Source organism: Polaromonas jejuensis NBRC 106434, from assembly GCF_001598235.1.
Taxonomy (GTDB): domain Bacteria; phylum Pseudomonadota; class Gammaproteobacteria; order Burkholderiales; family Burkholderiaceae_C; genus Polaromonas; species Polaromonas jejuensis.
The window spans coordinates 102361-122059 of sequence record NZ_BCYO01000004.1 but is presented as its reverse complement, the minus strand read 5'-3'; the positions used below and the strand labels follow the sequence as shown (position 1 = coordinate 122059).

At 63.4% G+C, this 19699-nt stretch carries 19 protein-coding genes; 5 read left to right on the top strand and 14 right to left on the bottom strand.

Annotated features, from left to right (window positions below; translation table 11 throughout):
- Positions 1 to 41 precede the first annotated feature (41 nt).
- Together PJE01S_RS06775 and PJE01S_RS06770 are read left to right on the top strand one after the other, a co-directional pair.
- Positions 42 to 2105: a M3 family metallopeptidase gene (locus tag PJE01S_RS06775; RefSeq protein ID WP_068832394.1), complete on the top strand. Its 2064-nt coding sequence runs from the start codon at positions 42 to 44 to the stop codon at positions 2103 to 2105.
- 38 nt (positions 2106 to 2143) lie between these two features.
- On the top strand, positions 2144 to 2818 hold the full coding sequence (locus PJE01S_RS06770; RefSeq protein WP_068832393.1) for a glutaredoxin family protein: 675 nt from the start codon (positions 2144 to 2146) through the stop codon (positions 2816 to 2818).
- A 7-nt stretch (positions 2819 to 2825) separates the two neighbouring features.
- On the opposite strand, the gene PJE01S_RS06765 is transcribed toward PJE01S_RS06770, so the two are convergent.
- Positions 2826 to 4007 carry a helix-turn-helix transcriptional regulator gene (locus PJE01S_RS06765; protein ID WP_068832392.1) on the bottom strand — a complete coding sequence of 394 codons (1182 nt, stop codon included), beginning with the start codon at positions 4005 to 4007 and terminating at the stop codon, positions 2826 to 2828.
- A 12-nt stretch (positions 4008 to 4019) separates the two neighbouring features.
- Complete coding sequence (gene rpiA / locus PJE01S_RS06760; protein WP_068832391.1) at positions 4020 to 4691, bottom strand: ribose-5-phosphate isomerase RpiA; 672 nt, start codon at positions 4689 to 4691, stop codon at positions 4020 to 4022.
- A gap of 121 nt (positions 4692 to 4812) precedes the next feature.
- On the opposite strand from rpiA, the gene PJE01S_RS06755 reads away from it, so the two are divergent.
- Entirely contained in the window at positions 4813 to 5865 is a 1053-nt protein-coding gene (locus PJE01S_RS06755) for a quinone-dependent dihydroorotate dehydrogenase (protein ID WP_068832390.1), read from the top strand.
- Positions 5866 to 6040: 175 nt separating this feature from the next.
- Complete coding sequence (locus PJE01S_RS06750) at positions 6041 to 8125, top strand: oxidoreductase (RefSeq protein ID WP_068832555.1); 2085 nt, start codon at positions 6041 to 6043, stop codon at positions 8123 to 8125.
- A 103-nt stretch (positions 8126 to 8228) separates the two neighbouring features.
- Here PJE01S_RS06750 and PJE01S_RS06745 read toward each other — a convergent pair whose 3' ends face one another.
- Positions 8229 to 8486: a hypothetical protein gene (locus PJE01S_RS06745; RefSeq protein ID WP_068832389.1), complete on the bottom strand. Its 258-nt coding sequence runs from the start codon at positions 8484 to 8486 to the stop codon at positions 8229 to 8231.
- A 76-nt stretch (positions 8487 to 8562) separates the two neighbouring features.
- On the opposite strand from PJE01S_RS06745, the gene PJE01S_RS06740 reads away from it, so the two are divergent.
- Positions 8563 to 9159, top strand: coding sequence for a 3'-5' exonuclease (locus PJE01S_RS06740; RefSeq protein ID WP_068832388.1), 597 nt, complete (start codon positions 8563 to 8565; stop codon positions 9157 to 9159).
- 162 nt (positions 9160 to 9321) lie between these two features.
- On the opposite strand, the gene PJE01S_RS06735 is transcribed toward PJE01S_RS06740, so the two are convergent.
- From PJE01S_RS06735 to ppsA, 11 genes are all read right to left on the bottom strand, one after another.
- Positions 9322 to 10518 carry a multidrug effflux MFS transporter gene (locus PJE01S_RS06735; protein WP_068832387.1) on the bottom strand — a complete coding sequence of 399 codons (1197 nt, stop codon included), beginning with the start codon at positions 10516 to 10518 and terminating at the stop codon, positions 9322 to 9324.
- 169 nt (positions 10519 to 10687) lie between these two features.
- Positions 10688 to 12100 (bottom strand): replicative DNA helicase, encoded by a 1413-nt coding sequence (gene dnaB, locus PJE01S_RS06730; protein ID WP_068832386.1) that lies wholly within the window; start codon positions 12098 to 12100, stop codon positions 10688 to 10690.
- 182 nt (positions 12101 to 12282) lie between these two features.
- Positions 12283 to 12735 (bottom strand): 50S ribosomal protein L9, encoded by a 453-nt coding sequence (rplI, locus tag PJE01S_RS06725; protein ID WP_068832385.1) that lies wholly within the window; start codon positions 12733 to 12735, stop codon positions 12283 to 12285.
- An 11-nt stretch (positions 12736 to 12746) separates the two neighbouring features.
- A complete protein-coding gene (gene rpsR / locus PJE01S_RS06720) occupies positions 12747 to 13031 on the bottom strand; it encodes a 30S ribosomal protein S18 (RefSeq protein WP_011483947.1) in 285 nt (94 codons plus the stop codon).
- A gap of 10 nt (positions 13032 to 13041) precedes the next feature.
- A complete protein-coding gene (gene priB / locus PJE01S_RS06715) occupies positions 13042 to 13341 on the bottom strand; it encodes a primosomal replication protein N (protein ID WP_068832384.1) in 300 nt (99 codons plus the stop codon).
- 50 nt (positions 13342 to 13391) lie between these two features.
- Positions 13392 to 13757 carry a 30S ribosomal protein S6 gene (rpsF, locus tag PJE01S_RS06710; protein WP_068832383.1) on the bottom strand — a complete coding sequence of 122 codons (366 nt, stop codon included), beginning with the start codon at positions 13755 to 13757 and terminating at the stop codon, positions 13392 to 13394.
- 139 nt (positions 13758 to 13896) lie between these two features.
- A complete protein-coding gene (locus PJE01S_RS06705) occupies positions 13897 to 16008 on the bottom strand; it encodes a sodium:solute symporter family protein (protein WP_068832382.1) in 2112 nt (703 codons plus the stop codon).
- Between the two features lie 3 nt (positions 16009 to 16011).
- Entirely contained in the window at positions 16012 to 16272 is a 261-nt protein-coding gene (locus tag PJE01S_RS06700; protein ID WP_068832381.1) for a DUF4212 domain-containing protein, read from the bottom strand.
- Positions 16259 to 16885, bottom strand: a complete 627-nt coding sequence (locus PJE01S_RS06695) for a tetratricopeptide repeat protein (protein WP_068832380.1) — start codon at positions 16883 to 16885, stop codon at positions 16259 to 16261. The genes PJE01S_RS06700 and PJE01S_RS06695 overlap by 14 nt, the downstream gene beginning before the upstream one ends.
- Positions 16882 to 17178, bottom strand: a complete 297-nt coding sequence (locus PJE01S_RS06690) for a hypothetical protein (RefSeq protein WP_068832379.1) — start codon at positions 17176 to 17178, stop codon at positions 16882 to 16884. Before PJE01S_RS06690 ends, PJE01S_RS06695 begins: the two co-directional genes overlap by 4 nt.
- A gap of 115 nt (positions 17179 to 17293) precedes the next feature.
- Positions 17294 to 19693: a phosphoenolpyruvate synthase gene (gene ppsA, locus PJE01S_RS06685; RefSeq protein WP_068832378.1), complete on the bottom strand. Its 2400-nt coding sequence runs from the start codon at positions 19691 to 19693 to the stop codon at positions 17294 to 17296.
- Positions 19694 to 19699 lie beyond the last annotated feature (6 nt).

The window sequence follows — 19699 nt, the reverse complement described above, 5'->3', positions numbered from 1 at the left end:
GGCCCCTTTAGATTCGCCCCACCCGCCCACAGCTAGACGTCATGACCAATCCACTTCTCGACTTTTCTGACCTTCCGCTGTTTGACCGTATCCTGCCCGAGCACGTTGGCCCGGCGATGGATGAGTTGCTGGCGAAGGCCGATGCCGCACTGGAACAGGTTACCGCGCCGCAATTTCCGGCCTCCTGGGGCGAGATAGCCCGCGTGCTGGATGTCGCCACGGAAAACCTGGGGCGGGCCTGGGGTGCCGTCAGCCATCTGAACAGTGTGGCGGACACCCCCGAGTTGCGGGCCGCCTACAACGCCGCCCTGCCGCGCGTGACCGAGTTCTGGACCCGCCTGGGCGCGGATGAACGCCTCTACGCCAAGTACAAAGCCATCGATGCGGCGAGCCTGAACACCGAGCAGCGCCAGGCGCATAAAAACGCCATTCGCAACTTCGTGCTCTCGGGCGCCGAGCTCACCGGCGCCGCCAAGGAGCGTTTTGCCAAAATCCAGGAGCGCCAGGCCGAACTGAGCCAGAAATTCAGCGAAAACGCACTGGATGCCACGGATGCCTTTGCCTACTACGCCACCGACGCCGACGTGGCCGGCATCCCTGAGGACGTGCTGCAAACCGCCCGCGCACAGGCGCAAGCCGAAGGCAAGGCCGGCTACAAACTCACGCTGAAAATGCCGAGCTATCTGCCCGTCATGCAATTTGCCGAGAGCAGCGCGCTGCGCGAAACCCTCTACAAGGCCTACACCACGCGCGCCAGCGACCAGGCCCCGGCCGAATTCAGCCAGTTCGACAACAGCGCCGTGATGCAGGAGATTCTGGCGCTGCGGCTCGAAGAAGCCTTGTTGCTGGGGTACAAAAATTTCGGCGAAGTCTCGGTGGTGCCCAAAATGGCGCAATCCCCGGAGGAAGTGATCAAGTTCTTGCGCGATCTGGCCCGGCGCGCCCGGCCCTATGCGGAAAAAGACGTCGCCGACCTGCGCGCCTTTGCCGCCGACACGCTGAAACAGCCCGATCCCCAGCCCTGGGACTACGCCTATATCGGCGAAAAGCTCAAGGAAGCCCGCTACGCCTTCAGCGAGCAGGAAGTCAAGCAGTACTTCACCGCGCCCAAGGTGCTGGCCGGCCTTTTCAAGATCGTGGAAACCCTGTTTGAAGTGGCCATCCGCAAGGACTCGGCGCCGGTGTGGAAACCCGGCGTGGCGTTTTACCGCATTGAACGCAATGGCGAGCTGGTGGGCCAGTTCTACCTCGACCAACCCGCCCGCACCGGCAAGCGCGGCGGCGCCTGGATGGACGACGTGCGCGCCCGCTGGCTGCGCCCCGACACCGGCCAGCTGCAAACCCCGGTGGCGCATCTGGTCTGCAACTTCGCCGAGGGCGTTGGCGGCAAGCCCGCGCTGCTGACGCACGACGACGTGACCACCCTGTTCCACGAGTTCGGCCACGGCCTGCACCACATGCTCACGCAGGTCAACGAGCACGACGTCTCGGGCATCAGCGGCGTCGAATGGGACGCGGTCGAGTTGCCCAGCCAGTTCATGGAAAACTTCTGCTGGGAATGGGAGGTGCTCAGGCACATGACAGCCCATGTCGACACCGGCGAACCCCTGCCGCGCGCCCTGTTTGACAAAATGCTGGCCGCCAAAAACTTCCAGAGCGGCATGCAGACGCTGCGCCAGGTCGAGTTTTCGCTGTTCGACATGCTGCTGCACACCTCGCACAACCCTGCGGACGACCTGATGGGTTTGCTCAATGAAGTGCGCAAGGAAGTCGCGGTGATTCCAGCGCCGGCCTACAGCCGGACCGCGCACACCTTCAGCCATATTTTTTCCGGCGGTTATGCGGCCGGCTATTACAGCTACAAGTGGGCCGAGGTGCTGTCCGCCGATGCCTACGCCGCTTTCGAGGAAACCGCCGCTGCGGCAAAAACGACAGACGTGGGCGGAGATGCCGGCAAAACGACTGTGACGGTGGAAACCGGTAGAAAATACCGCCAGGCCATCCTGGAAGCCGGCGGAAGCCGCCCGGCCATGGAGTCCTTCAAGGCCTTCCGGGGCCGCGAGCCTTCGCTGGATGCGCTGTTGCGCCATCAGGGCATGGCGTGAACACATAAAACCTGTGCGCAAGACCGACTGGGGAACCCATGAGCTCAAATCTTGTTAAATCTTTGACACCTCAAGCGCCTTTGGCCCTGTTGACCCTGTTGACTCTGATCATGGCGGGCAGTCTTTTCCCGGCGCAATCGCAAGCCCAACAGGTTTACCGCATCGTGGGACCCGACGGCAAGGTGACATTTTCAGACCAGCCTCCGCCGCCCAGCAGCAACGCCAGGGTCAGCGCCACCAGCGCCGGTTCGGCAGGCGGCCCGGCCACGGCCAGCCTGCCTTTCGAGCTGCGGCAGGTCGCCGCCAAATACCCGGTCACCCTGTACTCGGGCGACAACTGCGGCCCTTGCGGCGCGGCCCGTTCCCTGCTGACCAGCCGCGGCATCCCCTTTGCCGAAAAAACGGTGTCCACCAACGAGGACGCCCAAGCCCTGCAACGTCTGAGCGGCGACAACTCGCTGCCTTTTCTGACCATTGGCGCCCAGCAGCTCAAGGGTTTCTCGGATGCCGAATGGGACCAGTTCCTCGACGCGGCGGGCTATCCCAAGACCTCGCGTCTGCCGTCCGGCTACCGCCAGCCAGCCGCCGCGCCGCTGGTGGCGGTCCAGCGTCCGGCAGAAGCCACAGTCCCGGCTGTCAACGCGTCGCCTGCGCCGGGGCGGCCTATGCCTGAACCAGCGGCGAGCCCCAACCCGGCCGGGATCCGCTTCTGACGTCCCGCTACACCGCCACCTGGCCCAGCGACATGATCATGCGGACCAGGTGCGACTGGCGGTTGACCCGCGCCTTGGGATAGATTTCCTTGATGTGGGCGCGCACGGTCTCCTCGGCCATGTTGAGCTCGCTGGCCACCTGCTTGTAGCTGGCCCCGCCGGCCAGGTGACGCGCCACGCGGGCCTGGGTTTCAGTGAATCCGTAGAGCTTGCGCAGCCGCGCCGTGTCGGGCAACTGTACCGCCGCCGGATCGGTGATGAACACCACAAAGCGCACCGCCTCGCCTTCGGCCTGCCAGGCATCGGAAACCGGCAGCGCGGAACACTGCAGGGCATAGCTGTTCACGCCGTCGCTGCGCGGCAGCAGCAGGCTTTCGGAAAAATGCGTGGGATCGGTAGCGTCCAGGGCCGCGATGCTGGCCAGCCAATGCGGCAGGCTGGCCGAGTTGGTATGGCTGCCTGGCGCCTCCAGCTGCTTCAAGGCGTTCAGCACCAGTCCGTCACCGCGTCCCAGCACGTCCTGTGCTGCCAGGTTGAGGTGCAGGACTTCGGTGCGCTCGTTGAGCAGTGCGACGCCGAAGGCCAGGCGGTCCAGCGCCGAAAGCAGGGAGGCCTCCTTCAGCCGCGCCGCGTTGAGCCGGTGCATGAGGCCGAGCGCGCGCGACAGGTGCGGCACCAGCAACTGCAGCCAGGCCTTGTCAGCCGCGCTGAACGCGGGCTCGTGGAAGTCGCGAAACACGGACAAGCTGGTTGCAGGTAGCCCCGGCGCCCCCTCGAACACCACGCCGACACAGACCCTGCCGATCCCCATCGTGCTCAGGAACTCGCGGTAGAAGATCGACTCACGCAAGGTTTCGCGGCTCACCATCTCCTCGTCCACCACCGTCGTACCTTCGATCAACAGGCCGCGCTGCATGGCTTGTTCAGACCAGATGTCGTGCCCGATGTAGTGCGTGGCCCACAGCTGCAGTTGCTGCTCGGCAATCTTCCACGGGAAGACCATCCCGCCTTCCTGGGGCCCCACATACGGGGTGAACAGCAAGCCCTTGGAGGCGTTGAGGGAATCCGCCAGGGCCCCGACCACCTCACTCCACTTCTGGGGCTCGGCCGCCGCTTCGTAGATGAGGTGGGTGAGCCTGGAAAACTCCTCAACACTGCGTGTCGTGCCGCGCGAGCGTTGCTGTTGCATCACGACCCCGCCTTAGAAGGTCAAGGTCTTGACGCCGTCGGTCGTGCCCAGCAGGCAGACCTGCGCCTTCTGGTGTGCAAATACGCCCACCGTGACCACCCCGGGCCACTGGTTGACCTGCGACTCAAACGCCAGCGGGTCCGTGATCTTCAGCCCGGTCACGTCCAGGATGTGCTGGCCGTTGTCGGTGACCAGGGGCGCGCCGTTCTTGAGCCGCACGGTGGCCGTGCCGCCCATGGCCGCAAACTGGCGCGCAATGCGCTTGGCCGCCATGGGAATCACCTCCACCGGCAAGGGGAAATGGCCCAGTGCCTGCACCAGCTTGGACTCGTCGGCGATGCAGACAAACTTGCGCGATTGCGCGGCCACGATTTTTTCGCGCGTCAGCGCCGCGCCGCCACCCTTGACCATGTGGCCGGCGTGATCGATCTCGTCGGCGCCATCGATGTAGACGCCCAGCTCATCGACTTCGGTCGCGTCAAACACCTTGATGCCCAGCGCCTGCAGGCGTTCGGTCGAGGCCACCGAACTGGAGACAGCGCCGGCAATGCGGTCCTTCATGGTCGCCAGCGCGTCGATGAATTTGTTGACGGTCGAGCCGGTGCCGACGCCGACAATGCTGCCGGCCTCGACGTAATGCAGGGCGGCCTGGCCGACCAGGGTTTTAAGTTCGTCTTGGGTCATAGGAGGCTTTAAAGGGTTGGAAAGGGAGGAACTGCTTTTTGCGACAATCGGCACTCATGACTCGCGGACCCGAGAGCCTGACCGGCCCGCGCCATCCACTGCAATCTGCCCGAATTATCCAATGTCCCTGCTCCCCTACGCCCTGGCCCGCCCCTTTTTATTTGGGCTAGACCCCGAAACCGCTCACGAACTGACCATGTCGTCGCTGGCGCGCACCCAGGGCACGCCGCTGGCCATGGCCTACTGCACCAGCCGGATCAGCGACCCGATCGAGCTGGCCGGGCTGAAATTCCCGAACCGCGTGGGCCTGGCCGCCGGGCTCGACAAAAACGCCCGCTGCATCGACGGCCTGGCCGCCATGGGTTTCGGCTTTGTCGAGGTCGGCACCGTGACGCCCAAGGCGCAGCCCGGCAACCCCAAGCCGCGCATGTTCCGCCTGCCCGAAGCCAACGCGCTGATCAACCGCCTGGGCTTTAACAACGAAGGCCTGGATGCGTTTTTGGCCAATGTGCAAAAGTCCGCCGTTCGTAAGCAAGGCGGCCAGGCGCCGCTGCTGCTCGGCCTGAACATCGGCAAGAACGCCGCCACGCCGATTGAAAACGCGGTGGACGACTACCTGATCTGCCTTAGCGGCGTGTACCCGCATGCCGACTACGTCACGGTCAACATTTCCAGCCCCAACACCAAAAACCTGCGCGCCCTGCAAAGCGACGAAGCCCTCGATGCCCTGCTGGGTCGGATTGCCGAGCGCCGCGAAACCCTGGCCGCACAGCACGGCAAGCGCGTGCCCATCTTCGTGAAAATCGCACCCGACCTCGACCAGCCCCAAGTCGACGTGATTGCCGCCACCCTGAAGCGCCACGCCATGGACGGCGTGGTCGCCACCAACACCACGCTGAGCCGCGAAGCCGTCAAGGGCCTGCGCCACGCCGAGGAAACCGGTGGGCTCAGCGGTGCGCCGGTGCTGCAAGCCAGCAACCGCGTGATCGGCCAGCTGCGCGCCGCACTGGGTGCGGGCTTTCCCATCATCGGCGTGGGCGGTGTGCTCAGCGGCCCGGACGCGGTCTCCAAAATCAAGGCCGGCGCCGACCTGGTGCAAATCTACACCGGCCTGATCTACAAGGGCCCGGAGCTGGTGGCCGAAGCCGCGCTTGCAATAAAAAAGAGCCGCTAGCCCAATGTTTTCGGGCACAGGCAGCTATTAAATTCATAGTACCCAGCGGACCTGGGCGGTCTGTCAGGGTTTGCCCGCAGGCGTGCTAGAGGCTGTCACCTAGAGGGCACGGTGCGGCCACGAACCGCGCAGCTTGCGACTACCATGCAGTCAAACCTGACCCGGAGACTTGCATTTGGCCGCGCCTCTACCCTCTTCTTCGCGTCCCTATCCGCACCTGCTGGCGCCGCTGGATCTGGGCTTCACCACCCTGAAAAACCGGGTACTGATGGGCAGCATGCACACCGGGCTGGAAGACGGGCGCAAGCATTTTCCGGCCATGGCCGCCTACTTTGCCGAGCGTGCGCGCGGCGGCGTGGGCCTGATGGTGACCGGTGGCTTTGCCCCCAACATGGCCGGCTGGACCAAGCCCTTTGCCGGCATGCTGGCCACTTCGGGCGCGGCGCGGCGCCACAAGCAGGTAACGGATGCCGTGCATGCCGAGGGCGGCAAGATCGCATTGCAAATCCTGCACACCGGCCGTTACGGCTACCACCCGCTGTGCGTCGCACCCTCTCGCCTCCAGAGCCCGATCTCGCCCTTTGCGCCGCGTGAACTGAGCGTGGGCGGCATAGAGCGGCAAATCCGCGCCTTCATTCGCTGCGCCCTGCTGGCGCGCGAGGCCGGCTACGACGGCGTCGAGATCATGGGCAGCGAAGGCTATTTCATCAACCAGTTCCTCGTCACCCACACCAACCAGCGCAGCGACGACTGGGGCGGCAGCTACGCCAACCGCATGCGCCTGGCCGTCGAGATCGTGCGGCGCACGCGCGAGGCCGTGGGGCGCGACTTCATCCTCATCTACCGCCTTTCGGTGATCGATCTAATCCCCGATGGCAGCAGCTGGGAAGAGGTCGTGCAGCTCGCCAAGGCGGTGGAAGCGGCCGGCGCCACCCTCATCAACAGCGGCATCGGCTGGCACGAGGCCCGCGTGCCCACCATTGCCACCTCGGTGCCGCGCGGCGCCTTCACCTGGGTCACGAAAAAGTTACGGGAAGAGCTGCGCGCCGCCGGCCTCACGATTCCTCTCATCACCAGCAACCGGCTCAACATGCCCGAAGTGGCCGAACAGGTGCTGGCCGAGGGCTGCGCCGACATGGTCAGCATGGCCCGCCCCTTCCTGGCCGACCCCGAATTCGTCAACAAGGCCGCGCAGGGCCGCAGCAGCGAGATCAACACCTGCATCGCCTGCAACCAGGCCTGCCTGGACCATGCCTTCAAGGCCAGGCTGGCGAGCTGCCTGGTCAACCCGCGCGCCGGGCACGAAACCGAACTGATCATCAACTTCGCCCTGGCCAGGAAACGCGTGGCGGTGGTCGGCGCCGGCCCGGCCGGGCTGGCCGCCGCCACCACAATGGCCCAGCGCGGCCACGAGGTGACGCTGTACGACGCCGCGGCCCAGATCGGCGGCCAGTTCAACCTGGCCAAACGCGTGCCCGGCAAGGAAGAGTTTGAAGAAACCCTGCGCTACTTCGGCCAGCGCATCGCCCGCACCGGCGTCAGGCTGCAGCTGAACAGCCGCGTGCAGGCCGCCGACCTGCTGGCGCAGAAGTTCGATGAAGTCATACTCGCCACCGGCGTCACGCCGCGCAACCCGCGCATCCCCGGCCAGGAGCATCCCAAGGTGCTCAGCTACATCGACGTGCTGCTGGGCCGCCAGCCCGTGGGCCAGCGCGTGGCGCTGATTGGCGCGGGCGGCATCGGCTTTGACGTGGCCGAGTTTCTGGTCACGCCCACCGGCCACTCCACCGCGCTTGACCTGCCCGCCTGGCTGGCCGAATGGGGCGTGGCCGACCCGGGCGAGGTGCGCGGCGGCGTCGTGCGCCCGGTGATCACGCCACCGGCACGCCAGGTCACGCTGCTGCAGCGCAAGCCCGGCAAGCTGGGCATGGGCCTGGGCAAGACCACCGGCTGGATCCACCGCGCCGCGCTGAAGATGAAAAATGTGGACATGCTCGCCGGCGTGAACTACGAGCGCATTGGCGAGGAAGGCTCGGGCCTGGGCCTGTTCATCACCTTCGGCGACAAGCGCCAGGACGGCACCATGCTGGCCGTCGACAACATCGTGCTCTGCGCCGGCCAGGAGCCCCTGCGTGAACTGCTGGAGCCGCTGCGCGCCGCAGGCGTCAAGCCGCACCTGATAGGCGGCGCCGACGGCGCCAGCGAGCTGGACGCCAAGCGGGCGATTGACCAGGGAACGCGGCTGGCGGCAGCAATCTGAGTCATGGGCCGCACCTTGAATGCGGCCTGGTCTATGCATGAATCGCTATCGAATCAATAGCTTCAAATGCCCGCCCTATAAGGGCTAGCAGCACTTTTCATGCTCAATCCGGGACAAACTGGGCCTTGAACTTCGCCTCGTCCCCGGGCAGCTCCAGCGTGACCAGTTGCCCCATCTTCATGTCGGACAGCCGGCAGGCCGCAAACAGGCTGTACTTGCCCTGAAAGCCGTAGCTCTCCAGGTCGATCAGCATGTAGGGGTAAGGCACAAACACCTGGTACAGGAAAATCGTGCGATGCCGGTTGCGCGGCGAGGGGAACAACTTGTAGTCGTCGGTGGTGATGCTTTTTGCGGTGGCCATGATGGATCGTGCTGTCCGTGCTGACGCTACAGCATTGGGCTGTAAGCTCTAGCCCTATTTTCATGCATGGAACCCTATGACCGAGCGCCATTTGACCCCCGGTAAAGAGCAAATCGCCCTGCTCGAGCCTTTTGACCGCCTCGGCTTGAGCCAGATCGAGGTGATTTCAACGGCGCAACAGGCCGCAACGGCCCTGCAAGCGCTGGCCGGCGTCACGGCCCTGGGGTTTGACACCGAGTCCAAACCCACTTTTACCAAAAACGAGGCCTCCGGCGGACCGCATATCGTGCAGCTCTCCACGCTCGAAAAAGCCTATATCTTCCAGCTGGAAGACGCCGACTGCCGCCGCGCCGTGGCGCAACTGCTGCAGGCGCCGGCCATCACCAAGGCGGGTTTTGGCCTGGGCGATGACCGCCGGCGCATCATCCACAAACTCGGGGTGGAGCCGCAAGGCGTGCTGGATCTCAACCATGTGTTCAAGGAGCGCGGCTACCGCAAGGACATGGGCGTGCGTGGCGCCGTGGCGGTGCTGTTCAACAAGCGCTTCATCAAGTCCAAAAAGGCCGCCACCTCCAACTGGGCCAACGCCCGCCTGTCGGAAGCCCAGGCCGTCTATGCGGCGAACGATGCCTATGCGGCGCTGCGCGTGTACAAGGCCCTGGGTTTGGGCTAAAGGCCAGCGCATGGACAAGGCCGCCCGGCCTAAGTCGCTACCAAATTCATAGCTGCTTGCGCCCACGGCTCAGGCCCCAGAGGCCAATCAGCCCATCAAGATCACGGAGAGAGTCATTTCTGCCTGCGCTGGCGACAACTGCCATTCAAGGGCCCCAAGGCGTCATCGCAGACCGGCAGACCGTGCCCGCCCCAGCGTGCTGCGCGCCACGACAAACGCCATCAGTGCGCAGCCGGCGATGCCGGCAATCATGGGGCGCGCGCTGCCATCCACAAACTGGCCCACCACAGCCATGACCAGCGCGCCGCTCACAAACTGCACGGTGCCCATCAGGGCCGAAGCCGTTCCGGCAATGCTGCCATGCGCCTCCAGCGCCAGCACGGCCGTCGTCGGCAGCACCAGGCCGAGGAAGCCGTAGCCCAGCAGCAGCAAGGCAATCATCACCTCCAGCCGCTCGACGCCCAGCAGACTGGTGAGCAACAGCAGGGCCATCACCGCCGCATAACCGGCGACGGCCACCCTCACCACAGCCACCAGGCCAAAACGCGCAGCGAGTCGTCCCGTGAACTGCGAAGCGCCTATGAAGGAGGCGGCATTGGCCGCGAAAACCAGGCTGTACTGGCGCGGCGTGAGCCCATAGTGGTTGATCATCACAAACGAGGAATTCGCCAGGTAGACAAAAAAGCTGGAAATTCCGAAGGCGCCAATGAACACCAGCCCCATGAAATGGCGGTCGCGCAGCAGCACGCCGTAGGCCGCGAGCGCACTGCGCAAGCTGCTGTTAGCGCGGCTCGCCGCCGGCCGCGTCTCGGGCAGGCTGAAAGCCAGCAATAGCAGGCCCAGCGCCGCAGCAACCGTCACGGCCCAGAACACACTGCGCCAGCCGAACCACTCGATGAGCAGGCTGCCCGCCAGCGGCGCGAGGATGGGCGAGACGCTGAACACCAGCATCAGCAGCGACATCAGCCGCGCCGCGTTGTGGCCGGTGTGCAGATCCCGCACCACCGCGCGCGGCACCACCATGCCGGCGCAAGCCCCCAGCCCCTGCACAAAGCGCAGCAGCACCAGCGTCTGGATGTCCGGCGCCAGCGCACAGCCAATGCTGCCCGCCGCAAAAAGCAGCAGGCCGAAATACAGCGGCGGCTTGCGGCCGGCCATGTCAGAGACCGGCCCATAGATGATTTGCCCTATGCCCATGGAGATGAAGAACGCCATCAGGCTGGCCTGCACGGCCCCCATGGAGGCGCCCAGACTCTGGCCTATGGACGGCAGCGCCGGCAGGTACATGTCGATGGCGAAGGGGCCAATGGCCGACAGCAGGCCCAGCACCAGGGCGGCCCGCAGGAAATTCTTGTTCATAAGGGAATATTTTCTAACGCTGGAAATGTCGCACGGCGTGCTCGACAGTCAGCGCGGTTTTGAGGCAAGCATGGGTGGGGCCGCCCATCGGGCTGACGCCCCAGCGCAAGGTTAAAAGAGGAACTATCGTACCGCGGCGCATGAAGCAGGCGCGGTGAGGCAGTGCGCCTCAATAATCCCCGTGGGCGCCGCTCGCCAGGCTCTCAAACTTGGTAATCCGGTTCATGAAGGCCAGCTTCACCGTCCCGGTCGGGCCGTTACGCTGCTTGCTGATGATGACCTCGGCCACGCCGGGCTCCTTGCAGGCCTCTTTGGTGTAGTACTCGTCGCGGTAGATGAACATGATGATGTCTGCGTCCTGCTCGATGGCGCCGGACTCGCGCAGGTCGCTCATCATGGGGCGCTTGTCGGTGCGGGACTCGACACCCCGGCTGAGCTGCGACAGGGCAATCACGGGGCACTGCAGCTCCTTGGCCAGCATCTTCAGGCCGCGTGAAATTTCGCCGACGGCGGTGGCGCGGTTTTCATCGCTCATGCCGGTGGACACGCTCATGAGCTGCAAATAGTCGATGACGATCAGGCCCAGCTTGCCGCACTGGCGGGCCAGGCGCCTGGCGTTGGCGCGCAGCTCGCTGACCGTGAGGCCGGCAGTTTCATCGATGTGCAGCGAGATGGTGCGCAGCTTTTCAATCGCCTCGGTCAGGCGCGGCCACTCCTCGTCGGTGAGCTTGCCGGTGCGCAGGTTGCCCTGGTCAATCCGGCCGATGGAGCCCACGATACGCACGGCCAGCTGGGAGGCCCCCATTTCCATGGAAAACACGGCCACCGGCAGGCCTTCATTCAAGGCGACATGCTCGGCGATGTTAATGGCGAGTGCGGTTTTACCCATGGACGGGCGCGCCGCCAGAATGACCAGGTCGCCGGCCTGCAGGCCGGAGGTCATGCGGTCAAGGTCGACAAAGCCGGTGGGCACGCCGGTGACGTCCTGCGGGTTTTCCGACATCTCGGTGACGCGATCCAGCAGGTCCACCACCAGGGTGTCCATGCTCTGGAAGCCCTGCTGCGAGCGGGAGCCCTGCTCGCCGATGTTGAAGATTTTCTGCTCGGCTTCGTCAAGAATGGTCGCCACCGCCTTGCCCTGCGGACTGAAGGCCGCCGTGGCAATCTCGTCAGAGGCTGAGACCAGCTTGCGCAGAATGGAGCGCTCCCGCACGATCTCGGCATAGCGGCGCACGTTGCTGGCGCTGGGCACGTACTGGGCCAGCGCGTTGAGGTAGCTCAAGCCCCCTACTTCGTCCGCCTTGCCAAGGTTTTGCAGGTGCTCGTAAACGGTAATGATGTCGGCCGGCTTGGAGGCGTTGATCAGCGCGCCCACGGCCGCATAAATCAGCTGGTGTTCGTGGCGGTAGAAGTCCTTGTCCGACAGCAGGTCGCCCACGCGGTCCCAGGCACCGTTGTCGAGCAACAAGCCCCCCAGGACGCTGGATTCACCTTCAATGGAGTGCGGCGGAATACGCAACTGGGCGATCTGGCGGTCGGGGCTGTAGCCTGGATCGTCATAGGTGGAAAGTACGGCAGACATGGGTTCCTTGAGAGAGAGCTAAATACTACGCCGGCACGCTGGGAATGCGGAGGACAAGTCTGTGGATAAGCGGGGGAAATTCAGTGGAAATGCGGCCTGGAGATGTGCATAAGCGCTCAAACCGTTGCCCCAAGAAAAAAGCCGCTCCAGAGAGCGGCTTTTCAGGACAACACAATCCCGATTTAAGCGGTTTCGCCGTAAACCGTGACCGTGATGTCAACCGTCACGTCGGTGTGCAGCGCCACGCTGACAGCATGGTCGCCCACGGTCTTCAGCGGGCCGTTAGGCATGCGGATTTGCGACTTGGCAACCGGGAAGTTTTGCTTGGTCAACTCATGAGCGATGTCATGGTTGGTCACGGAACCAAACAGACGGCCGTCAACGCCAGCTTTTTGCGTCAGCTTGACGGTGGTGCCGCCGAGCTTTTCGCCCTGGGCTTGCATTTCAGCGAGCTTGGCGGCGGCGGCTTTTTCAAGTTCAGCGCGCTTGACTTCGAACTCCTTGATGGCCACTGCCGTGGCGCGACGGGCGCGGCCGGAAGGGATCAGGAAGTTGCGTGCGTAGCCGTCTTTGACTTTGACGACTTCGCCCAGGTTGCCCAGGTTCACGACTTTGTCGAGCAGAATAATTTGCATGGTCGCTCTCCTTACAGGCTACGGTGCTGGTCGCTGTAAGGCAGCATCGCGAGGAAGCGAGCGCGCTTGACGGCGGTGTTGATCTGGCGCTGGAAAATCGCGCGCGTGCCGGTCAGGCGTGCGGGGATGATTTTTCCGTTTTCGGCTACGAAATCGCGCAGGGTGTCGATGTCCTTGTAGTCGATCTCTTCAACGCCAGCGGCTGTGAAGCGGCAAAAACGCTTGCGCTTGAACAGCAGGGATTGGGTATTGCGCTTGGGGCGCTTGTCTTTGTTGAAACGTTTTGGTCCGGCCATGATGGACTCCTTAAATGGGGTTCAGTACTTGCTCGATTGCTTGAATATGAAAAACAACGCTTTTGCTGGTGCGTGCATTGATCAGAAAGCCGGTAAACCTGAAAGCCTTGCCTAGGGCCAGCTGAACAGCCTGTTCAGCCAGTGATCCGAAAGCAACGGCTCGCATCGTTAACTTGACTTGCCTCTTGACCCCGGTTTCGACGATTTCGGACTCGTGTTCGAGGACGAAATTGACGGCGGGGATGCCGGCGGGCGTGTAGCGAAGAGGACTGGCCTCGGCGATACAGGCGGTCAGTTCAACGTGGTTCACTGCGGGGACTGGAGCACGGCAGCGAAGCGTTCAACAGCTGGTTGGGCGAATTACGCCGCAAACTCCTGCTGCTGGGCTTTACGGGCTTCTTCCCTCTCGACGTTGCGCATCATGAGGGACGGGCCGGTTTCAGCCTTCTTCTTGACCACGGTCAGGTGGCGCAGCACGGCATCGTTGAACTTGAACGCATGTTCAATTTCTTCCATCACGGCCTGGCTGGCTTCGATGTTGATGCAGAGGTAGTGGGCTTTGGCGAGTTTCTGGATCAGGTACACCAGCTGGCGGCGGCCCCAATCTTCAACACGATGCACTTTTCCACCGCCGGCGGTAATCATGCCCTTGTAACGTTCCAGCATGGCTGGGACTTGCTCGCTTTGATCCGGGTGGATCAGCAAGACGATCTCGTAGTGACGCATAAACTCTCCTTTTGGTTGAATGAAAGCTGCCCCAGCGTCGTTAAGGGTGCAGCAAGGCGAAGCCCATCATTATAGCCTGATCACAGGCTGGGGCGCCAAAAGCCCAACCGGCGGTCCGCGGGGCGACTTAAAGTTAGTTTTAAAAGCTCTTCAGGTCGGGATAACGGATATGTTCCACCAGCGCCTGGGCCTTCTGGCTGGGCGGCGGGGTCATCAGGCTCACCAGCACGATCACGGCAAAACCCACCGGCACGCCGAAGAGGCCTGCGGAAATGGGCTCTATGCCCCACCACAGCTGAACAGGTGACGTGATGCCAAAGGTGGCGCGCAACCAGGGCTGGGTGGTGAACATGTAATAAGAGGTCACGCCCAAACCCGACACCATGCCCAGCACCGCCGCAATGCCCGTGGCACGCTTCCAGAAAATACCCAGGCTAAGCGCCGGAAAAAAGGAAGCCGCGGCAAAGGAAAAGGCCGCCGATACCAAAAACAGGATGTCCGCAGGTTTTTGGGCCGCCACATATGCGGCCAGCAAGGCGACCATGAGCAGCAGGATTTTGGACACCGTCACCCGGCTCACGGTCGAGGCGTTGGGGTCGATCATCTTGTAATAGAGGTCATGGCCCAGCGCATTGGCAATGGTCAGCAGCAGGCCGTCCGCCGTGGAAAGGGCGGCCGCCAGGCCCCCCGCCGCGACCAGCCCGGAAATGACATACGGCAGCCCGGCCAGCTCGGGCGCGAGCAGCACCACAATGTCGCCGCCTATGGTGATTTCATTGAGCTGCAGGATATGGTCCTGGTTGACATCGGCCACCGACAGCAGCGCCGGGTCTATCCGGCTCCACCGCTGGACCCAGGCGGGCAGCTGGTCAAACGACGTCCCGACCAGCACCGTGAATATTTCATACTTCACCAGCACAGCGAGCGCAGGCGCCGTGAAATACAGCAGGAAGATAAAAAACAGCGACCATGTCACGGACTGACGCGCCTCCCGGACGCTGGGGACGGTGTAGTAACGCATCAGGATGTGCGGCAAGGCCGCGGTGCCCACCATGAGGCAGAAGATCAGGGCAAGAAAATTCCGGCGTGAGGTGTTGTAAAGCTCCTTTTCCTGGGCCGTTCCATCGGGGTCTCCGGCAAATTGCGCCGCATGGGGGGGCATGCCATTGAGCGGCAGGGTCTTGATGTCTGCCGCGGCTTTGGCGGCCATCCAGGCCGCACTGGCCGCGGCCTCATCCCTGGGCATGGCCGCCAGTACCTTGCCTGCCGCCGAAATTTCCGCCGCAGAAGCGTTGCCGCCCTTCAGCGCATCCATGCGCTGGTTGGCGGCCAGCTTGTCGGCCGCCAGCGAGATGGCGGGATGCTTGAGCTTTTCAGCCAGCGCTTCGGAGCGCTGCCGGAACAGCTCGCGGACCTGCAGCTCCCTGGGGTCGGTGCTCAGTTCTTTTTCCTTGGCGGTGACCTTTTCCAGCTGAAAACCGTACACCAGTTGCGGCACCGGAACGCCGGTCTGCTTGACCGACAGCCAGACCACCGGAATCAGGTAAGCCACAACCAGAATGATGTACTGGGCCACCTGGGTCCAGGTTACGGCGCGCATGCCGCCCAGAAACGAGCACACCAAAATGCCGCCCAGGCCGAGAAAAATTCCGAGCTCAAACGCCACGCCCGTGAGGTAGGACGTGATCAGGCCCACGCCGTAAATCTGGGCCACCAGGTAGGTGAATGAGCACAGAATCGCAGCGGCCAGGCCAATCAGCCGCGGCAAGTGCCCGCCATAACGCTCACCCAGAAAGTCGGGGATGGTGAACTGGCCAAACTTGCGCAGGTAAGGCGCCAGCACCAGGGCGACCAGGCAATAGCCACCCGTCCAGCCCATGATGAAGGCCAGGCCGCTATAACCGGTGAGGTAAAGCGTGCCCGCCAGGCCGATAAACGAGGCCGCCGACATCCAGTCGGCCCCGGTGGCCATGCCGTTGTAGACGGCCGGCACGCGCCGGCCTGCGACGTAATACTCGGCGGCGTCGGTGGTGCGGCTCATGACACCGATGGCCGCATAAAGGCCTATGGTCGCCATCAAAAACGTGAAGCCTATCCACAAGCGCGGCAGGCCCATGCGCTCGGCCACCGCAAGCACGGCCACAAACAGCACGAAACCGAGCGTGTACCAGCGGTAGACGCGATTCAGCTGGGCCTTGAACTGCTGACTTGAGAGCTTGGTGCCTTCGCGCGAACCAAAAAAACCGGCCATGGCTCAGTCTTCTTCGTCGGCAACGTCGTGCGCAATATCAAGGCGGTTCATGTACCAGGCATAAAAACCGATGATCAGGCAATACACCAGCAAGGCGCCCTGCGCGCCCACCCAGAAACTGAAAGGCCAGCCCAAAAAAGTGAAGCTCAGCGCGCGGGCAAAGTAGCTCACCCCGAAAGTGACGGCAAACCAGATCAGCAGCAGCACCGCCGTCACGACGAGGTTTTTGCGCCAGTAGCGGCGATGGCTCTCAGTGGGCTGCATCGGGTACCGCCCTGACGACAGCCTCATCACTGGAGTCAACCTGGCCCAGCCCGTTTTCACGTTCCAGCAGCGCAGCGACTCCGGGTTCAAACTGGCGCAGGTGTTCGATGACCCCGCGGGCCTTGTCGGTTTGCCCCAGCGCCAGCCTGGCCTGCGCCAGCCGGTACCAGCCATAGGGGCTCATGGGCTGCAGGGCCGTGTTTTTTTTCAGAGCCTCCACCGCTTCACGAAACTGCCGCTGCTGCATCAGCACCAGTGCCAAGCCGTACCAGGCCCTATCCATAGACGGGTCAAGCACCAGCGCGCGTTGAAACGCGGGCCCTGCATCATCGTGGCGCCCGGCTTGCTGCAGCACATAACCGAGGTTGAACCAGGCCGCCGCCGCTTGCGGCCCATCAGGAGCAAGGCCGGTGAGTTGCTGCAGGCAGGCAATGGCGTCTTCAGGCTGATTCAGCGCCACCTGCAGATGGGCACGGCTGGCAAGCGCATAACGGTCCGTGGGACGCAGCTGCAGCATCCGCTCAAACCGGCGCAATGCGCCCGATTTGTTGCCGCAGACCAGAAGCAGCACGGCCTGCATCCTTAACACCCGGTAATTCAGCGCCAGCCTCATTTGCACAAGGCCACACCTATTTGCAGGCAAATGCCGACCTTGGCGACGGCAGCCGCGCACCAGATCAATAGCAGAAGCAAAAAAGCCACCAGCGGCAGGTGGCGGTCCAGCACGACGCGCGGCGCAAGCCAGCGCGCGGCACGCACCCAGGGGCGCCCCACCAACTGCAGCAAGCAATAGACCGGGTTGCCCTCCCGGGCAGCGCCAGACAGCAGGCCAAGCAGCCACTGGCCCAGCAGTGCCAGCAGCGCAATTTCAGCAAGCAGTTTGACAGTGGTGGCAACAGCAAGCATGGCTCATCAGACGCAAATGAAAACAGGTCCTCCGATTGTCATCCGAGGACCTGCCAATTGCTCACGCCAGAAAATCAAGTCAGCCGGGGTTTTCCCTCGGTTGACGCTGAGACGCTCAGCCTGCCAGACGCTTCCAGGTATCGATCACCGTGTCAGGGTTGAGCGAGATCGAACCAATGCCCTGCTCCTTGAGCCACTGCGCAAAGTCAGGATGGTCGCTGGGGCCCTGGCCGCAAATGCCCACGTATTTGCCCTGACGCTTGCAGGCCGCAATCGCCTGGCTGAGCAGCGCCTTCACGGCCGGGTCGCGTTCGTCAAAGTCCTTGGACAGGATCTCCAGGCCCGAGTCGCGGTCCAGGCCCAGGGTGAGCTGGGTCAAATCGTTCGAGCCGATGGAGAAGCCGTCAAAGTACTCAAGGAACTGGTCGGCCAGCACGGCATTGCTGGGCACCTCACACATCATGATGATGCGCAGGCCCTTCTCGCCGCGCTTGAGGCCATGCTGGGCCAGCAGTTCAGTCACGCGCTTGGCCTGGCCCAGCGTGCGCACAAACGGCACCATGACTTCCACATTGGTCAGCCCCATGTCCTTGCGCACGCGCTTGATGGCTTCGCACTCCATGGCGAAGGCCTCGCCAAAGTCGGCGCTGATGTAGCGTGCCGCACCGCGAAAGCCCAGCATGGGGTTTTCTTCTTCCGGCTCGTAGCGCGAGCCGCCAATCAGCTTGCGGTACTCGTTGGACTTGAAATCAGACAGGCGAACAATCACCGGTTTGGGCCAGAAGGCCGCGCCAATGGTGGCCACGCCTTCGGCCACCTTGTCGACGTAAAACGCGCGTGGCGAGGCATGGCCGCGGGCCACGCTTTCCACGGCCTTCTTCAGGTCGGCATCAACATTCGGGTAGTCCAGGATGGCCTTGGGGTGCACGCCGATGTTGTTGTTGATGATGAACTCCAGCCGCGCCAGGCCCACGCCGTGGTTGGGCACCTGGCAGAAGTCAAACGCCAGCTGCGGGTTGCCCACGTTCATCATGATCTTGATGTCAATGGGCGGCATCTGCCCACGCTGCACCTCGGTGACTTCGGTTTCCAGCAGGCCGTCATAGATGTTGCCGGTGTCGCCCTCGGCGCAACTCACGGTGACCAGCATGCCGGTCTTGAGCTGCTCGGTCGCGTCGCCGCAACCGACCACTGCCGGAATGCCCAGCTCGCGCGCAATGATGGCGGCGTGGCAGGTGCGGCCCCCGCGGTTGGTGACGATGGCGCTGGCGCGCTTCATCACAGGCTCCCAGTTCGGGTCGGTCATGTCGGTCACCAGCACGTCGCCGGGCTGGACCTGGTCCATCTCGCTGATGTTGTGCACGATACGGACCGGGCCGGTGCCTATCTTCTGGCCGATGGCGCGGCCTTCCGCCAGCACGGTGCCGGTGCCCTTGAGCTGGTAGCGCTGCTCGGCCTTGCCCTTGGACTGGCTCTTCACGGTTTCGGGGCGCGCCTGCAGGATGTAGAGCTGGCCGTCGGTGCCGTCCTTGCCCCATTCAATGTCCATTGCACGGCCGTAGTGCTTTTCGATGATGACAGCGTAGCGCGCCAGTTGCTCGACATCCGCGTCGCTCAGCGAATAGCGGTTGCGCATTTCGGTCGGTACGTCGGTGGTCTTGACCAGCTTGCCGCCGGCTTTCTTCTCATCGGCGGTGGTGAACTCCATCTGCAGCAGCTTGGAGCCCAGGTTGCGGCGGATCACGGCGCGATGGCCGGCCTTGAGCATGGGCTTGTGCACATAGAACTCGTCGGGGTTCACGGCGCCCTGCACCACCGTCTCGCCCAGGCCGTAGCTGGAGGTGATGAAGACCACGTCTTCAAAACCGCTTTCGGTGTCGATGGTGAACATCACGCCGGCCGCTCCCAGGTCGCTGCGCACCATGCGCTGCACGCCGGCCGACAAAGCCACGTCGGCATGGGCAAAACCCTTGTGCACGCGGTAGCTGATGGCGCGGTCGTTGTAGAGCGAGGCAAACACCTCTTTCATCTTGTGCAGCACGTCCTCGATGCCGACCACATTCAAAAAGGTTTCCTGCTGGCCGGCAAACGAGGCATCGGGCAGGTCTTCGGCGGTGGCGGACGAGCGCACGGCGAAGCTGGCCTGGGCATTGCCGGCGCTTAAACTGGCAAAGCTGTCGCGCACGGCTTTTTCGAAGTCGGACGGGAAAGGCTGGGCCTCGACCAGACCCCGAATCCTGGCGCCGGCTTCCGCCAGGGCGCGCACATCGTCGGTATCGAGCGCATCCAGCACCGCATTGATTTTTTTATCGAGGCCGTCATGGGCCAGGAACACGCGGAAGGCGTGCGCTGTCGTCGCAAAGCCCGTGGGCACGCGAACACCCTCAGGCCCGGTCGGGAGCTGAGAGATCATCTCGCCGAGGCTGGCATTCTTGCCGCCAACGGCCTCGACGTCTGTCATCCTCAGGTTTTCAAACGGCACGACCAGGGCGGTCGCCTCAAACAGCTTGGACATGAAAAT

Coding starts and splice junctions, on each gene's coding strand:
- PJE01S_RS06775 (WP_068832394.1), top strand. CDS start 42: ATGACCAATCCACTTCTCGACTTTTCTGACCTTCCGCTGTTTGACCGT.
- PJE01S_RS06770 (WP_068832393.1), top strand. CDS start 2,144: ATGAGCTCAAATCTTGTTAAATCTTTGACACCTCAAGCGCCTTTGGCC.
- PJE01S_RS06765 (WP_068832392.1), bottom strand. CDS start 4,007: ATGCAACAGCAACGCTCGCGCGGCACGACACGCAGTGTTGAGGAGTTT.
- rpiA (WP_068832391.1), bottom strand. CDS start 4,691: ATGACCCAAGACGAACTTAAAACCCTGGTCGGCCAGGCCGCCCTGCAT.
- PJE01S_RS06755 (WP_068832390.1), top strand. CDS start 4,813: ATGTCCCTGCTCCCCTACGCCCTGGCCCGCCCCTTTTTATTTGGGCTA.
- PJE01S_RS06745 (WP_068832389.1), bottom strand. CDS start 8,486: ATGGCCACCGCAAAAAGCATCACCACCGACGACTACAAGTTGTTCCCC.
- PJE01S_RS06740 (WP_068832388.1), top strand. CDS start 8,563: ATGACCGAGCGCCATTTGACCCCCGGTAAAGAGCAAATCGCCCTGCTC.
- PJE01S_RS06735 (WP_068832387.1), bottom strand. CDS start 10,518: ATGAACAAGAATTTCCTGCGGGCCGCCCTGGTGCTGGGCCTGCTGTCG.
- dnaB (WP_068832386.1), bottom strand. CDS start 12,100: ATGTCTGCCGTACTTTCCACCTATGACGATCCAGGCTACAGCCCCGAC.
- rplI (WP_068832385.1), bottom strand. CDS start 12,735: ATGCAAATTATTCTGCTCGACAAAGTCGTGAACCTGGGCAACCTGGGC.
- rpsR (WP_011483947.1), bottom strand. CDS start 13,031: ATGGCCGGACCAAAACGTTTCAACAAAGACAAGCGCCCCAAGCGCAAT.
- rpsF (WP_068832383.1), bottom strand. CDS start 13,757: ATGCGTCACTACGAGATCGTCTTGCTGATCCACCCGGATCAAAGCGAG.
- PJE01S_RS06705 (WP_068832382.1), bottom strand. CDS start 16,008: ATGGCCGGTTTTTTTGGTTCGCGCGAAGGCACCAAGCTCTCAAGTCAG.
- PJE01S_RS06700 (WP_068832381.1), bottom strand. CDS start 16,272: ATGCAGCCCACTGAGAGCCATCGCCGCTACTGGCGCAAAAACCTCGTC.
- PJE01S_RS06695 (WP_068832380.1), bottom strand. CDS start 16,885: ATGAGGCTGGCGCTGAATTACCGGGTGTTAAGGATGCAGGCCGTGCTG.
- PJE01S_RS06690 (WP_068832379.1), bottom strand. CDS start 17,178: ATGCTTGCTGTTGCCACCACTGTCAAACTGCTTGCTGAAATTGCGCTG.
- ppsA (WP_068832378.1), bottom strand. CDS start 19,693: ATGTCCAAGCTGTTTGAGGCGACCGCCCTGGTCGTGCCGTTTGAAAAC.